This is a genomic window from Kitasatospora sp. NPDC091335 (genome assembly GCF_044757205.1).
Classification (GTDB): domain Bacteria; phylum Actinomycetota; class Actinomycetes; order Streptomycetales; family Streptomycetaceae; genus Kitasatospora.
On record NZ_JBIVUM010000001.1, the window covers coordinates 728,606 to 743,676 of the forward strand.

The 15,071-nt window shown below is 75.3% G+C and carries 10 protein-coding genes; 4 read left to right on the top strand and 6 right to left on the bottom strand.

Going from position 1 to position 15,071, the window contains the following annotated elements; all coding sequences use genetic code 11:
- Position 1: 1 nt before the first annotated feature.
- From treZ to glgX, 3 genes are all read right to left on the bottom strand, one after another.
- Positions 2-1,765: a malto-oligosyltrehalose trehalohydrolase gene (gene treZ / locus ACIQOW_RS03295; RefSeq protein ID WP_401079228.1), complete on the bottom strand. Its 1,764-nt coding sequence runs from the start codon at positions 1,763-1,765 to the stop codon at positions 2-4.
- Positions 1,765-4,200 carry a malto-oligosyltrehalose synthase gene (treY, locus tag ACIQOW_RS03300; RefSeq protein WP_401079230.1) on the bottom strand — a complete coding sequence of 812 codons (2,436 nt, stop codon included), beginning with the start codon at positions 4,198-4,200 and terminating at the stop codon, positions 1,765-1,767. The genes treZ and treY overlap by 1 nt, the downstream gene beginning before the upstream one ends.
- 379 nt (positions 4,201-4,579) lie before the next feature.
- Positions 4,580-6,826, bottom strand: a complete 2,247-nt coding sequence (gene glgX / locus ACIQOW_RS03305; RefSeq protein ID WP_401079232.1) for a glycogen debranching protein GlgX — start codon at positions 6,824-6,826, stop codon at positions 4,580-4,582.
- Positions 6,827-7,304: 478 nt separating this feature from the next.
- Between glgX and ACIQOW_RS03310 the strand changes: the two genes are divergently transcribed.
- From ACIQOW_RS03310 to ACIQOW_RS03325, 4 genes are all read left to right on the top strand, one after another.
- A complete protein-coding gene (locus tag ACIQOW_RS03310) occupies positions 7,305-8,495 on the top strand; it encodes an SAV2148 family HEPN domain-containing protein (RefSeq protein WP_188301226.1) in 1,191 nt (396 codons plus the stop codon).
- Between the two features lie 61 nt (positions 8,496-8,556).
- The gene (locus ACIQOW_RS03315; protein ID WP_401079234.1) at positions 8,557-9,036 is read left to right on the top strand and encodes a GNAT family N-acetyltransferase; all 480 of its coding nucleotides are present in this window, start codon (positions 8,557-8,559) and stop codon (positions 9,034-9,036) included.
- Positions 9,037-9,152: 116 nt separating this feature from the next.
- Positions 9,153-9,854: an exonuclease domain-containing protein gene (locus ACIQOW_RS03320; RefSeq protein WP_188301225.1), complete on the top strand. Its 702-nt coding sequence runs from the start codon at positions 9,153-9,155 to the stop codon at positions 9,852-9,854.
- Positions 9,851-10,393: a GNAT family N-acetyltransferase gene (locus ACIQOW_RS03325; RefSeq protein WP_401079237.1), complete on the top strand. Its 543-nt coding sequence runs from the start codon at positions 9,851-9,853 to the stop codon at positions 10,391-10,393. Before ACIQOW_RS03320 ends, ACIQOW_RS03325 begins: the two co-directional genes overlap by 4 nt.
- A gap of 39 nt (positions 10,394-10,432) precedes the next feature.
- On the opposite strand, the gene ACIQOW_RS03330 is transcribed toward ACIQOW_RS03325, so the two are convergent.
- From ACIQOW_RS03330 to ACIQOW_RS03340, 3 genes are all read right to left on the bottom strand, one after another.
- A complete protein-coding gene (locus ACIQOW_RS03330) occupies positions 10,433-11,437 on the bottom strand; it encodes a polysaccharide deacetylase family protein (protein WP_401079239.1) in 1,005 nt (334 codons plus the stop codon).
- Positions 11,438-11,612: 175 nt separating this feature from the next.
- Positions 11,613-12,506 (bottom strand): phosphotransferase enzyme family protein, encoded by an 894-nt coding sequence (locus ACIQOW_RS03335; RefSeq protein ID WP_401079241.1) that lies wholly within the window; start codon positions 12,504-12,506, stop codon positions 11,613-11,615.
- Between the two features lie 135 nt (positions 12,507-12,641).
- Entirely contained in the window at positions 12,642-14,876 is a 2,235-nt protein-coding gene (locus tag ACIQOW_RS03340; RefSeq protein ID WP_401079796.1) for an MMPL family transporter, read from the bottom strand.
- Positions 14,877-15,071: the final 195 nt, after the last annotated feature.

Below are 15,071 nucleotides of genomic sequence, written 5' to 3' on the forward strand. Positions count from 1 at the left end.
GCTACACGGCGACGATCGCCACCGTGTCCGCCGCCAGTCGCACCGCCGCCCCGTCCGGCGCCATCCCCTCCGGCGCCGTCCCCTCCAGTGCCGCCGCACCGAAGGCCGCCACCACCTCGCGCCCGGCGGTCCCCAGTGGCAGCGAGGCCTCGCCGGGGCCGAGGTTGACCGCGACCCGGTACGGCCCCCGGTGCACCACCAGCCAGCCCGCCGCCTCGTCGTACGCCACCCGTACCGCGCCGAGGTCGGGGTCGGACAGCTCCGGCCGTTCGCGCCGAAGCCTGATCAACGTCCGGTACCAGAGCAGCAGTTCGGCGTGCGGTCCGCGCCGCGGCTCGGTCCAGTCGAGGACCGAGCGCAGCAGGGTGGCCGGCTCCTGGGGGTCGGGGACGGCCTCGGCGGCCCAGCCATGCTCGGCGAACTCCCGCCGCCGGCCCCGCCGGACGGCCTCGGCGAGGTCCGGTTCCGTGTGGTCGGTGAAGTACTGCCAGGGGGTCGCGGCGCCCCACTCCTCGCCCATGAACAGCATCGGGGTGAACGGCGAGGTGAGCACCAGCGCGGCGCCGCAGGCGAGCCGGCCGGGGGAGAGGCCGGCGGAGAGGCGGTCCCCGAGTGCCCGGTTGCCGACCTGGTCGTGGGTCTGGAGGTAGCCGAGCAGCCGGTGCCCTTCGCCGAGCGGGGCGAACGGGCGTCCGTGGCGGCGGCCGCGGAAGGAGGACCGGCCACCGTCGTGGAAGAACCCCCGGGTGAGCGCCTTGGCGACGGCGGCGAGCGGCTCGCGCGCGAAGTCCCGGTAGTAGCCCTGGGATTCGCCGGTGAGCGCGCAGTGCAGGGCGTGGTGGAAGTCGTCGCTCCACTGCGCGGTGAGGCCCTGCCCGCCGGCCTCGCGGGGGGTGGTGGTGGCCGGGTCGTTGCGGTCGGACTCGGCGACGAGGAACAGCGGCCGGTTGGTGGCGACCGCCAACTTCGCAACCTCACGGGAGAGTTCCTCCAGGAAGTGGACCGCCCGGTCGTCCGCGAGGGCGTGCACGGCGTCCAGTCGCAGCCCGTCGATCCGGTAGTCGCGCAGCCAGGCCAGCGCGCTGCCGACCAGGTAGGCGCGCACCTCGTCCGAGCCGGGCGCGTCCAGGTTGACCGCGGATCCCCACGGGGTGTGGTGCCGGTCGGTGAAGTACGGGCCGTACGCGGGAAGGTAGTTGCCCGAAGGGCCGAGGTGGTTGTGCACCACGTCCAGCACCACCCCGAGGCCCTTGCGGTGGGCGGCGTCGACGAAGCGCTTGAGCCCCTCGGGCCCGCCGTAGGGCTCGTGGACGGCCCAGAGCGAGACCCCGTCGTAGCCCCAGCCGTGCCTGCCGGGGAACGGGCAGACCGGCATCAGCTCGACGAAGTCCACGCCCAGCTCGACCAGGTGGTCCAGGCGTCCGGCGGCGGCGTCGAAGGTGCCGGCGGCCGTGAAGGTGCCCACGTGCAGCTCGTACAGCACCGCGCCGGGCAGCGCCCGGCCGCGCCGGCCGGGGTGCGACCAGCGGAACGCGGCGTGGTCCACCGGGCGGCTGGGGCCGTGCGGGCCGTGCGGCTGCCGGGGCGAGCGCGGGTCGGGCAGTGGCGGCCCTTCGTCGAGCCGGAAGGCGTAGTCGCCCGCCGGGGCCTCGCCGGACCACCAGCCCGCCCGGTCCGCGCTGCGGGCCAACTCGTGTGCCGTTCCGTCGACTTCGACCCGCACCCGGGAACCCGCGTTGGGTGCCCACACCTCGTAGACCGGCATCAGCCCCTCCTCGTCAGCAGCGCCACCGGCAGGGCCGCCAGCAGCTCGGCCACCGGCACCGCGCCCGCCGGGAAGCTCCGCCCGGTCAGCCCGTCCGTCCACGGCGCGCCCGCGGGCAGCTCCAGCACGGTGTCGCGCCAGCCGCCCGCCCGCTCCAGCCCGTACGGCAGCCGGGTGACGGCGGTGATCACGTCCTCGCCCCGGGCGAAGGCCAGCAGGTGGTCGGCGGAGAGGCCGACGGCGGCCAGCGGCCGGTACCGGCCGAACGGGCCGGAGCGGCGCAGGTGCAGCGCGGTGGCGGTGAGGTGCAGCTTCTCCCGGGCGAGGTCGCCGGGGCGCGGCGCGGCCGCGTCGGTGAGCCGGACGGCGAGCGCGCCGAAGTCCACCACGCCCCGGTTGTCCGGGTCGACCAGGGTGTACAGCGGCTCCTCGCTGCCCTGGTAGAGGTCGGGCACGCCCGGCACGGTGAGGTGCAGCAGCGCGGCGGCCAGGGTGTTGGCGCGGGCGTACGGGGCGAGGGCGTGCACGGCGCCCTCGATCCTGGGCAGCAGCCCGGGGTGGCCGTGGACCGAGCGGGCCCGCTGCTCCAGGGCCCGCTCGTAGCGGGCGTCGGGGGTGGTCCAGGAGGTGTGCAGCTTGGCCTCGCGGGCGGCCTTGAGCAGGGCGGTGACCAGCCGGTCCGGCGTGACCGGCCAGGCGGCGACCAGGGTGTGCCAGAGCAGCCAGTCGGCGTCCCGGTCGAAACCGGGCCCGGCCGCGGTGGACCAGGCGGCGGCCTCGGCGGCCCAGGCGTCCGGCCGCTCGGCGAGCACGGAGAGGCGGGCCCTGGCGTCCGCGCTGCGCTTGGTGTCGTGGGTGGAGAGCACCGTCATGCCGTGCGGCCAGGCGCGCTCCTGCCGGCGGCACCAGTCGTGGAACTCCGCCGGGTGCAGCCCGGGCCTGGCGGGCTCGCCGCCGACCTCGTTGAGGCCCGGCAGCGCGTTCCAGCGGTAGAAGGCGGTGTCCTCGACGCCCTTGGCGGCCACCGCGGCGGCGGTCTGGGCGAAGCGCACGCAGAACTCGTCCTTGTCCGCGCCCCGGCCCAGCTCGCCGAGCGCGAGCGCGGCGACCAGCCGGTCGGTCGGGTCGGCGGAGCCGTCCAGGGCGGCCCGCAGCTGGTCCTCGGAGGCCGGCGGAGGCGGCTCGCCGGGCCGGGTGTACGGCCGGTACGCCGGGTAGCCGGTGAGCAGCCGGCCGAGCGCCGCGCGCAGCCGCGCGGGGGAGTGGTCGGCGTGCGCGGGCTCGGCGGTGCCGATCCGCAGCGCGATCCGCGCCAGCCGCTCGACCTCGGCGGCGAGTTCGCCGTCCGGGCCGGTCATGTCGGCCCGCCCCCGCCGGGCGGCGGCGATCGCGGGGTGCGGGTCCGCGCAGAGGTCCCGGACCGGGCCGCCGTGCCGGAAGGACTCGTACGCCCCCGCCAGCCGGCAGGCGCCCGCGTGGTCGGTGAGCACGCCGTCGATCCGGCGCAGCGCGTCGTAGCCGGTGGTGCCGGCCACCGGCCAGTCCTCGGGCAGCCGCTCCTCGCCGGTGAGGATCTTCTCGACCACGACGTACGCGCCGCCGGTCGCCCCGGCGAGGCGCCGCAGGTAGCCGCGCGGGTCGGCGAGCCCGTCCGGGTGGTCGATCCGGAAGCCGTCCAGGACGCCGTCGGCGTGCAGGGCGAGCAGCACGGCGTGGGTGGCGGCGAACACCTCGGGGTCCTCGGCGCGCAGCGCGATCAGCTCGTTGACGGTGAAGAAGCGCCGGTAGTTGAGCTCGGTGCGGGCCAGCCGCCACCAGGCCGGCCGGTACCACTGGCGGGCGAGCAGCTCCGGCAGCGGAAGCTCCTCGGTGCCGGGGCGCAGCGGCAGCTCGTGCTCGTGGTAGCGCAGCACGCCGGCGTCCACGGTGAACTCGTGGAGCACGGCGCCGAGCCGGTCGCCGAGCAGCGGCAGCAGCACCCGGCCGCGCGCCGGGGCGTCGGCGGGGCCCGGCTGGGCGGTCCAGTCGATGTCGAACCAGCGCGCGTACGGCGAGTCGGGCCCGTCGCGCAGCACCTGCCACAGCGGCCGGTTGAGCCGCTCGGGGGCGGGCACGGCCATGTGGTTGGGCACCACGTCGGCGATCAGCCGCAGTCCGTGGCGGTGCGCGGCGGCGGCCAGCTCGCGCAGGGCCGGCTCGCCGCCGAGCTGCTCGCTGATCCGGGTGTGGTCGACGGTGTCGTAGCCGTGGGTGGAGCCGGGGACGGCCTCCAGCAGCGGGGAGAGGTGCAGGTGGGAGACGCCGAGGGCGGCCAGGTACGGGACGGCGGCGGTGGCGTCGCGGAGGGTGAAGCCGGGCTGGAGCTGGAGGCGGTACGTGGACGAGGGGACGGTGGCGGCCGGGCGGGGCTGCGCGGGCTCGGCGGCGGGGGTCATAGCTCCATAGGTACCCGGGGGAGCCCGGCGCCAAGACCCGCTGCTGATCCGAACAGGTGACCGCCCCGGCCGTCCGGAGCCGCCGCGCCGCTCCGCGCGCGTCCGGCCGCGGGCCGTCCGGGCAGGTCAGGGCCCTGGGGCCGCTCCTAGGGTCCGTCTTCAAACTCGCGCCTGCGGGGCGACGCCGCGGCACGCGCCTCGCCGCGTTGTCGTCGGTCGCCAATGGCCCCCAGCCTGGCGGCCGGGAGGTGCCCCCACCGCAGTGGCTCCGCCCCCAGCCTTCGGCCGGGAGGTGCCCCCACCTCCGCCTTGCGATGCACGCACCCCAACGCCGCCCCGCCCGCCCTCCGGGCGGACGACGGGAGTTTGAAGACGGACCCTAGGCGGGCCGTTGCAGCACCATCAGGGAGCGGTCGGTGAGCCACAGGCTGTCGCCGGCCTTGACCCGGGCCCCCGTTCCCGGGGCGGGCAGCCGGGGCTGGGCGGTGTCGACCACGACCTGCCACTCCTGCCCGTGTTCGGCGGGCACGGTGAACTCCAGCGGTTCGAAGTGCGCGTTGAACATCAGCAGGAAGGAGTCGTCGACGATCCGCCCGCCGCGCCGGTCGGGTTCGGAGATCGCGTAGCCGTTGAGGAAGACGGTCAGCGACTTGGCGTAGCTGGTGCCCCAGTTGCGCTTGGTCATCTCCTCCCCGGCGGGGGTGAACCAGGCGATGTCGGTCAGGTCGTCGAACCCGCCGGAGGCGGGCAGACCTTGACCGGGTGCCGTCGGGCCGGGCGCCGTCGAGCCCTTCGCCGCCGGCCCCGGCGCCGTCGAACCGGGCGCGCCCGGCCGCGGACGCCCGGACACCGGTCGGCCGTGGAAGAACCGCCGCCGCCGGAACACCGGGTGGTCGCGGCGCAGCCAGATCATCCCCTGGGTGAACTCCAGCAGTCTGGCCCGTGGCCCGTCCCCCTCGGGCCAGTGCACCCAGGTGAGTTCGTTGTCCTGGCAGTAGGCGTTGTTGTTGCCCAGCTGGGTGCGGCCGAGCTCGTCGCCGTGCGAGAGCATCGGCACGCCCTGGGAGAGCATCAGGGTGGCGATGAAGTTGCGCTGCTGGCGGGCCCGCAGCTCCTCGACGGCCGGGTCGGTGGCCGGGTCGACAGCAGGGTCGGCGGCGGGCCCCTCGACGCCGCAGTTCCAGGAGCGGTTGAAGGATTCGCCGTCCCGGTTGTCCTCGCCGTTGGCCTGGTTGTGCTTCTCGTTGTACGAGACCAGGTCGCGCAGGGTGAAGCCGTCGTGGCAGGTCACGAAGTTGATCGAGGCGATCGGGCGGCGGCCGTCGTCCTGGTAGAGGTCGGCGGAGCCGGTGAGCCGGGAGCCGAACTCGGCGAGGGCCGCGGTCTCGCCGCGCCACAGGTCGCGCACGGTGTCCCGGTACTTGCCGTTCCACTCCGTCCACAGCGGCGGGAAGTTGCCCACCTGGTAGCCGCCCTCGCCGAGGTCCCAGGGCTCGGCGATCAGCTTGGCCTGGGAGACCACCGGGTCCTGCTGGACCAGGTCGAAGAAGGAGGAGAGCCGGTCCACTTCGTGGAACTGCCGGGCCAGGGTGGCGGCGAGGTCGAAGCGGAAGCCGTCCACGTGCATCTCGGTGACCCAGTAGCGCAGCGAGTCCATGATCAGCTGGAGCACGTGCGGGCTGCGCATCAGCAGGCTGTTGCCGGTGCCCGTGGTGTCCTCGTAGAAGCGCTGGTCCTGGGCGAGGCGGTAGTAGGAGACGTTGTCCAGGCCGCGCAGCGACAGCGTCGGGCCCAGGTGGTTGCCCTCGGCGGTGTGGTTGTAGACGACGTCCAGGATCACCTCGATCCCGGCCGCGTGCAGCGCCTTGACCATGGACTTGAACTCCTGCACCTGCTGGCCGCGGTCGCCGGTGGAGGAGTACGAGGAGTGCGGGGCGAAGAAGCCGACGGTGTTGTAGCCCCAGTAGTTGGCCAGGCCGAGGTCCCGCAGCCGGTGGTCGCGGACGAACTGGTGCACCGGCATCAGCTCGATCGCGGTGACGCCGAGTTTGGCCAGGTGCTCGATCACCGCCGGGTGGGCGAGGCCCGCGTAGGTGCCGCGGATCTCCTCGGGGATGCCGGGGTGCAGCCGGGTGAGCCCCTTGACGTGGGCCTCGTAGATGACGGTGCGGTGGTAGTCGGTGCGCGGCGGCCGGTCGGTGCCCCAGTCGAAGTACGGGTTGATCACCACCGAGTGCATGGTGTGCGGGGCGGAGTCCAGGTCGTTGCGGCGCTCGGGGGCGCCGAAGTGGTAGCCGTAGACCGACTCGTCCCAGTCGATGTGCCCGCTCATCGCCTTGGCGTACGGGTCCAGCAGCAGTTTGGCGCTGTTGTGCCGCTGGCCCAGGCCCGGGTTGTACGGGCCGTGCACGCGGAAGCCGTAGCGCTGGCCCGGCTGGATGCCGGGGAGGTAGGCGTGCCGGACGAAGGCGTCCGTCTCGCGCAGTTCGACGGCCGTCTCGGAGCCGTCCGCGGCGATCAGGCACAGCTCGATCCGGTCGGCGCTCTCGGAGAACACCGCGAAGTTGGTGCCGGCCCCGTCGTAGGTGGCGCCGAGCGGGTAGGGCGTACCGGGCCAGACCTGCATGACTCCTCAACTTCCTTGCTGCCGACGGAAACTGACGTGTGATCCGACAACGGGTGCGGGACCGTCCGGGCCGTCCGCCCGACCCCGGACGCTCTCTTCCCGGCCGGACGGCCGGGCATGTGCGGACCCGTGCGCCGTGACGCACGGCACAGCGCATACTCCCCGAGCCCGTCCCCGACGGCCGGGAGATCCGGCCCGGGTTGGGCCGAACGAGCGCCCGCCGGGCAATCGTGTGAAGAACGCGTCGGGGGTGCGGAAGGCCCCCGGCATCCGGCTGCGAGCGGCTCGCGGCGGGCAGTACCCTTGATCGTCCGGCCGCCCGGGGCGGGCCGACCGGGATTCGACGGTCCCCGCGCCTGCGGGGGTCAGCCGCAGCAACCAGATGAGGTGGCGCATGGTGTTCCCCGCCGGCGGCCGTGGCTCCGGGCCCGGCGGCCCCGACCGGGGCGCGGCCCGCAGCGAGGCGCCCACGGTGGTCATGCGCCCCACCCTGACCGGCCGGGCCCTGGTGCCCGCGCAGGGCGGCCCGGTCGAGATACCCGCACTGGCCTGGTCGACAGCCGAGTGGGAGGACGCCTACCAGCGGGTACGGCTGTCCGGCCGCGCCTACGTCTGGCTCAACCTGGTCGAGCAGCGGCTGCGCGCCCTCGTCGACGAGGTGCTGCACCCGATCTACGCCCCCGCCCACGGCGAGGACTGGGTCACCGCCGCCGCCGGTCCGGCGGGCGAGGAGTGGGCGCACCGGGCCGGGGCCGTACGGGAGATCAGCCGCCGCAAGGGCTACCTGCTCGACCCGGCCGACGACGACCCGCTGGTCTTCCTCACCATGCCCCAGCTGCGCGAGCTGATGGTCCAGCACTGGCCCTGCTTCGAGCCGTACCTGGCCGACCGGCGCGAGATCGAACTGGCGCTGGACGAGCTGGAGGTGGCCAGGCACGTGGTCTCCCGCAACCGGGTGCTCACCCAGACCGTGCTGGCCCAGACCGAGCGGGCCGCCGCCCGGCTGCTCGCCGTCCTCGACGGCGGCGCCGGCGGGGTGCCCGCCGACGTGGTCGAGTCCCTGGTGGCCGGCCGGTACGCCGACGTGGTCGCGGTGCACGCCGACCGGGTCCGGCTCCAGCGCGACCTGCCGGTCGAGGACCTGCTGGACGGCGCCAGGCGGCTCGACGCCCTCGGCATCGGCCTCGGCATGCTCTGCCAGAACTACACCGGCAAACGCCTGGTGCGGCTGGCCGGCGAGGGTTGCCGGGTGCGGCTGCTCTTCCTCAACCCGGCGAGCAGCGCGGTGCGCCGCCGCGAACGCGAACTCGGCCTCGGGCGCAGCGAGTTGTCGCGTTCGATCGAGATGAACATCATGCACGTACGGCGGGTCAGGGCCCGGCTGCGGGACCAGGGCGGCTTCGAGATCAGGGTCTTCGACGAGACCCCGCGCTTCACCGCCTACCTGGTCGAGGGTCCCCGCACGGCCGGCCAGGCGGGCGGCCGCCGGCAGGGCCGCGACCTCGGCGTCATCCAGCCCTACCTGCGCCGCGCCCGCGGCATGGAGTCCCCGGCCCTGGTGCTGCGCGGCGGCGCCGGCCAGCAGCCGGGCGGCACCGAGTCCGGACTGCTGGAGGTCTACCGCGAGGAGTTCGAGGGCATCTGGGCCGACTCCAGGCCGGTGTCCTGAGCCGTGCCCACCTCGGGGGCCGCCGGTCGGGGCGGCGGACGAGGCTGCGAGGATGCGGGCCGTGAACAGTGACCCCCGGTGGAGCCTGCGCCCCGCCACGGCCGACGACCTCGAACCCGTCACCGCGCTCAAGGCCCGGGTCATGCGCGCCGACCTGGAACGCCTCGGCCGCTGGGACCAGGACCGCTCCCGGGAGCGGGTGCGGAAGTCCTTCTCCGTCCGCCACACCTCCGTGCTCCTGGTGGACGGCGCCTTCGCGGGCTGCGTCACCGTCCGCCCCGACGAGCAGGGCGGGCGCCACCTGGAGCTGTTCTACCTGGCCCCGCACCTCCAGGGCCGGGGCCTGGGCAGCGCCGTCCTGCGCCACCTCCTCGCCGACGCCGACGCCGCCGGGGACCCGGTCCGCCTCGTCGTCCTCCGTGGCAGCGCCGCCCAGCGGCTGTACGAACGGCACGGCTTCGCCGTCGTCCACGAGGACCCGGTCGACGTCGCCATGCTCCGTCCGGCCCGGGGGCCCGAACTGCCCACCGGCGTACGGTAGCCCGCCGCCCTGCCGCCGTCCCGCCCACCGGCTCCGGCTCCCCCCGGGGCCGGGTTGTCGGTGGGGCGGGTGATGATAGGGGCTGTTTCGGGAGACAGGACGGAAGGACACACCTGATGAGCTGGTGGCAGCAGCCACTGGTCGGCTTCGACCTGGAGACCACGGGCACCGACCCGGCCGTGGACCGCATCGTCACGGCCGCCCTCGTGGACACCGTCGGGGCCGCCCGGGTGGGCGCCGCGCACTGGCTGCTCGACCCCGGGGTGCCGATACCCGCCGAGGCGGAGGCGATCCACGGGATCGGGGACGAGGTGGCGCGCGGCAAGGGCAGACCGGCGAAGGAGGCGGTGGAGGAGATAGCCGCAGCGCTCTGCGAGCGGATGGCCGCCGGCCGGCCGGTGGTGGCGTTCAACGCGCCGTTCGACCTCTCGCTGCTCGACGCCGAGCTGAACCGGCACGGACTGGCCACGCTCGCCGAGCGCCTGGGCCGGCCGGTCGGGCCGGTGCTGGACGCGCTGGTGATCGACCGGGCCGTGGACAAGTACCGCAAGGGCTCCCGCACCCTGCAACGGGTCTGCGAGCTGTACGGGGTGGAGCTGACCGACGCCCACGAGGCGGGCAGTGACGCCCTGGCCGCCGTCCGGGTCGCCGTCGCCCTGGCCGAGCGCTATCCGGCCGAGGTGGGCGCGGTGGCGCCCGCGGAGCTGCACCGCCGGCAGGTCGACTGGTACCGGGAGTGGGCCGAGGGCCTCCAGGCCTGGCTGCGCCGCGGCAAGGACCCGCAGGCGGTGGTCGACCCGCGCTGGCCCGCCCGGTGACGGAGGTGCGCCCGGCCCGCCCCGCGGACCTGCCCGGCTTCCTCGCCCTCGCCGCCGAGGTCGAGCACTGGTTCGGCCCGATGGTCGCCGAACCGGGCTTCCACCGCGCGGTGCGCGACAGCATCGACGCAGGCCTGGCGACCGTCGCCGAGGACGGCCGGGGGCTGCTCGGCGGCCTGCTCTTCGGCACCGGAGGCACCGGAGGCACCGGGCTCCACCACCTGCACTGGCTCGTGGTCGCCGGGCGGGCCAGGGGCACCGGCGTCGGCCGGGAGCTGGTCGAGGACGTGCTGCGCCGCCACGTCCGCGGCCCGGCCACCGTCGAGGTGGTGACCTTCGGACCGGACCACCCGGGCGCGGTGACGAGCGGGGCGCGGGTCTTCTACGAACGGCTGGGCTTCACCCCGGCCGAGGCGGCGGAGCCCGGCCCGGAGGGCGGCTCCCGGCAGGTCTACCGGCTGGGCGTCGACCGTTCGGGCGTCGACCGGCCCCCGGCCGGCACCGGAACGGACCGGGCCGGAGGGCGGCCCGCCGGGTGACCGAGGGGGAGACGTTCCGGGGCGAGGGCCCCGACGGCGCTACCCGGCCGGGAAGTCGAAGTCGTACCCCTGGGCGACCAGCCAGGGCAGCAGCTGCCTGACCGCGGCCACGGTCTGGCCGCGGTCGCCGCCGCCGTCGTGCATCAGGATCACCCCGCCGGGCTTGAGCTGCTTCTGCACGGCCGAGACGATCGCCGGCACCCCCGGCCGCGACCAGTCGCGCGGGTCGACGGACCAGCCGAGCGAGGACATCCCGAGGCCCGCGGTGATCCGCTCGTTGTCGGCGGTGAAGCCGCCGCCCGGGGCGCGGAACCAGCCGACCTCGGTGCCGGGGCCGCCCGCCTGGACGATCATGTCCCGGGCGGCGGTGATCTCGTACACCGCCTTGTCGTGCGGGAGCTTCGCGAACGGCTGCGGGTGGTGGACGCTGTGGTCGCACAGCCGGTGCCCGGCGGCCAGGACGCGCTTGACCATGGCCGGGTTGGCGGCGGCGTTCTGGCCGACCTGACAGAAGGTGGCCTTGACGTGGTACTGGGCCAGCAGGTCGAGGATCTGACCGGTGGCCGGGCCCGGGCCGTCGTCGAAGGTGAGCGCGACGGTGCGGCCGCCGGAGGCGGTGGAGCCGATCACCGTGCCCGCCCCGGGGTGCGGGGGCGGCGCGGCGGGCGAGGACGGGCCGGCGGCCGGCGCCGTCGGAGCGGCCGGGGCGGTGGGCGTGGCGGAGACGGGGGAGCCGGTGGCCGCGGGCGGGGCCGGCTTCGACGGCGCCGGGGCGGAGGCGGCCGGGGAACCCGCGCCCGGCGGCACGGCGTCCGAGCCGGGGGCCGGCGCGATGGTGGGCGCGGCCGTCCCGTCCGGCTGGGCGGCGGCCGGCGACTGGGTTCCGGACGGCGCCGCCGCGCTCGGCGGCCGGAGCGCCCCGCTGGCGGTCCCGCACGCGGCCAGCCCCAGGGCGGCGGTCACCGCGACGCATCCGGCGAACAGCCGGCGCCGGGAGCGGGACGGTCGGATCGGGGCGGCGGGGCGGCGGGCGGTCCGGTGCATGGCGGCGGCTCCTGAGGTGCGAAGGACGGTGCCGATCACTACAGGTCAGGACGACTGTCCGATAGGACGCCGATCGTACGTGCCCCGGTTGCCGACCGGACCGAAGCGCCGTAAGAGTCTTCTCACACTCGCCCCGGTGGCGGTCCCGCGCCGCCGCGGGTACCGCGGACGGCCGTCAGAACGGGTACCAGCGCACCTCGGTGGCCCCGTCCCGCAGCGAGTCGACCCGGCGCCGGAACTCCTTCAGCGCGGCCGGGCTGCTGGCCGCCTGCTGCGCCACCCAGGAGGCGCTGGCGGTCTCCCTGGCGCCGCGCAGCACCGTGAAGCCGGGCCACTCGCGGACGTCCCAGCCGTACGCGTCGGTGAACGCGCGGTACTCCTCGACGGGTACGCCGTACCGGTCCTGACTGAGCGCGAGGACCACCAGGTCGTGCTCGCGCAGGTCGTTCGCCATGAACTCCAGGTCGAGCAGCACCGGGCCGTCCGGGCCGACGTGGACGTTGCGCGGCAGCGCGTCGCCGTGGATCACCCCGGGGTGCAGCCGGGGGACGAGGTCGGGCAGGGCGGCCGCGAAGGCGTCCCTGCGGTGGCGCAGGAAGGCGACGTCCACCGGGTCGACGTGGCCCTCGGCGGAGGCCAGCCAGCGCTCGACCGGGGCCAGCAGGTCGCGCCGGCCGAGCGTGAAGGGCGGCGGCGGCAGCCGGTGCAGGGCCCCCAGCAGCGGGGCGAGGTCGACCGGGCGGGCGGGGCGGACGGCGGGCGCGAGGCGGTGCCAGAAGGTGACCGGGTGGCCGTCGGCCAGCTGCGGCTCGGGCGGGACCGCGTCGTACGGGCGCACCACGGGCACGTCCTGCCCGGCCAGCCAGTGGGCGAGGGCCAGCTCGCGCCGGGCCCGGTCGTACAGCTCGGGGCCGCGGCCGACCTTGGCGACCACCGCCGGGTCGCCGAGGTCGAAGACGGCGTTCTCGCCGAGCGCGAGCAGCGTGGCCCCGTCGGGGGCGGCCAGCCCGGCGGACTCGCAGGCCTGGGCCAGCAGCAGCCGGGCGCGGCCCTCGTCGAAGGGGATCATGACTGGGTTCCGTTTCGCCGACGTTCATCCGGGGGACCCCGGACGGTGATCATCATGACGCACCGGTGCCGGGCCCCGCGCGCTGCGGGGCCCGGCACCGGTGCGGGTCGGGGCGGTCGGTTCGGGGGTGCCGGGTCAGACCCCGGCCCTGCGGTGGCGCGCCCCCTCGGCCGGGGCGGCCGGCCGCTCGGGCAGGGCCTGCTCGGCGCCGGCCGGCGGGACGGACTCGCCGTGCGAGAGGTCCGGAAGCCAGTTCAGCCAGCGCGGCAGGTACCAGTTGCGGTCGCCCAGCAGGGTCATCACGGAGGGCAGCAGCACCGCGCGGATCACCGTGGCGTCGATCAGCACCGCGACCGCCAGGCCCACGCCCATCTGCTTCATCACCTGCATGGACAGCGAGCCGAAGACCGAGAACACCGCCACCATGATCACCGCGGCGCTGGTGACCACCCCGGCCGTGGAGCGGATGCCGTCGGCGATCGCGGCCCTGGTCGGCAGGCCGCGGTCGTGGCCCTCCTTGATCCGGGAGACCACGAAGACGTGGTAGTCCATCGAGAGCCCGAAGAGGATCACGAAGAGGAACAGCGGCACCCAGGACTCCACCGCGCCGACCCCGGCGGTGCCCAGCAGCGAGGCGCCCACGCCGTGCTGGAAGACCAGCGTCAGCACCCCGTACGCGGCGCCCACCGACAGCAGGTTGAGCACCACCGCGGTGACGGCGACGGCCAGCGAGCGGAAGGAGGTGAGCATCAGCAGGAAGGCGAAGGTGACCACGAAGGCGAAGACCGGCGGCATCGAGCCGGTCATCGTGTGGTTGAAGTCGTACGACCCGGCGGTGCGGCCGGTGACCGGGGCCTCGGTGCCTGGCACCTTGAGGACGGTGGCGGGCACCAGGTCCTCGCGCAGGCTCCGCAGGGCGTCGTTGCTGGTGGCGTCGTTGCCGGTGCCGTTGAGCGGGATGTCGACGGTGGCGACGTTCTTGTCGGCGTGCACCGTGACCTCGACCGGGCCGTGCATCAGCCTGCTGGCCAGGGCCTTCGCCCTGAGGTCGGCGATCGCGGCGGTCATCGCGGGGGAGTCGATGTCGGCGGCCTTGATCACGACGCCGGCGGGCCCCGGGCTGCCGGGGAAGGCGGCCTCGATCTTCTGCGAGGCGGCGACCAGGGGATTGCCCGCGGGCAGCTGCTGCTGGAACGTCAGGTTGGCGGTGTTCATGGTGAGCATCGGCGCGGCCAGGGCCAGCAGGAAGGCGCCGGCGAGCACGGTGGCGGCCAGCGGGCGGCGCAGCACCGGGGTGAGCACCGCGTTCCAGAACCGTCCGCCGGTCCGCGCGGCGTCCGGGCGGCGCAGCCTGGCGAGGAACGGCACCCGGCCCTTCTCGACCCGGTCGCCGAGCATCGACAGCAGCGCGGGCAGCACGGTGAGCGAGCCGAGCACGGCGGTGATCACGACCACGATGGTGGCGAAGGCCATCGAGCGGAAGGTGGCGATCCCGGTGAGGAACATGCCGGCCATGGCGACCACCACGGTGACGCCGGAGACCAGCACCGCCCGGCCGCTGGTGGCGGCGGCCACGGCCAGCGCGGTGGCCGCGTCCCGTCCGGCGGCCCGCTCCTCGCGCTCGCGGCGCAGGTAGAAGAGGCAGTAGTCGACGCCGACGGCGAGGCCGACCAGCAGCATCACCGAGCTGGCGTCGTTGCTGGTGTGCAGGAACCCGCTGCTGAGCGCGACCAGTCCGGCGGCCGCGACGAAGGCGGTGAGCGCGAGCACCACCGGCAGCACGGCGGCGACCAGCGCGCCGAAGGCGACCAGCAGGATGCCGAGGGCGAGCGGCACGGCCGTCCACTCGGCGCGGGCGAAGTCGTTCGCGAACTGGTCCTGCATCCACTTGCCGGAGCTGGCGTCGCCGAGCTGGACCACGGTCAGGTCCCGGTGCCGCTCCTGCACGCCGGCCACCGCGTCCAGCACCGACTGGACGTGCTCCGCGGCTTCGGTCCGGTCGCCCTTGAGCGTCAGCGTCACGAGCGCGGAGTGGCCGTCGGCGGAGACCGCCCCGGTGTCGTACGGCGAGCGGACCTCGGCGGCCAGGCCGGTGCCGTTCACGGCGGCGACCACCTGGCCGACGGCGGTGCGGAACTCGGGGTCGTCGGCGAGGCGGGTGGCGCTCTGGACCAGGACGGTCTCGCCCGCCGGGGTCTTCAGTCCGGCCTCGTCGAGGATCACCGCGGCCCTGGAGACCTGCCCGGGTATCGACTCGGCGTCGGTCACCTTGGTGCTGCCGTGCGCGGTGCCGAGCGCGGCGGCCAGGACGACGAAGAGCAGCCAGCCGAACACGGCGGTCTTGCGGTGCCGGGCGCTCCAGGCGCCCATCGCGGCCGCCAGACCGAGTCTGGACTTCACGGGCTTCACGGTGGTTCCCCCCTCGGACGTCGGCGGGTGTCGCCGGACGGGAGCGGCGGCCCTGGTCGGGGCCGCCGGCTGCGGTGCGCCGGCTGTCCGTCCGGCGTCCCGATCAACCCTAGGGAGGCGGGAGTTGACGGGTAATCCGGCTGGCGGGTGGCCTTC

What these genes read in the sequence shown, in the direction of transcription:
- ACIQOW_RS03340 (WP_401079796.1), bottom strand. Translation starts at nt 14,876, where the DNA reads ATGGGCGCCTGGAGCGCCCGGCACCGCAAGACCGCCGTGTTCGGCTGG.
- glgX (WP_401079232.1), bottom strand. Translation starts at nt 6,826, where the DNA reads ATGCAGGTCTGGCCCGGTACGCCCTACCCGCTCGGCGCCACCTACGAC.
- treZ (WP_401079228.1), bottom strand. Translation starts at nt 1,765, where the DNA reads ATGCCGGTCTACGAGGTGTGGGCACCCAACGCGGGTTCCCGGGTGCGG.
- treY (WP_401079230.1), bottom strand. Translation starts at nt 4,200, where the DNA reads ATGACCCCCGCCGCCGAGCCCGCGCAGCCCCGCCCGGCCGCCACCGTC.
- ACIQOW_RS03330 (WP_401079239.1), bottom strand. Translation starts at nt 11,437, where the DNA reads ATGCACCGGACCGCCCGCCGCCCCGCCGCCCCGATCCGACCGTCCCGC.
- ACIQOW_RS03310 (WP_188301226.1), top strand. Translation starts at nt 7,305, where the DNA reads ATGCGCCCCACCCTGACCGGCCGGGCCCTGGTGCCCGCGCAGGGCGGC.
- ACIQOW_RS03335 (WP_401079241.1), bottom strand. Translation starts at nt 12,506, where the DNA reads ATGATCCCCTTCGACGAGGGCCGCGCCCGGCTGCTGCTGGCCCAGGCC.
- ACIQOW_RS03320 (WP_188301225.1), top strand. Translation starts at nt 9,153, where the DNA reads ATGAGCTGGTGGCAGCAGCCACTGGTCGGCTTCGACCTGGAGACCACG.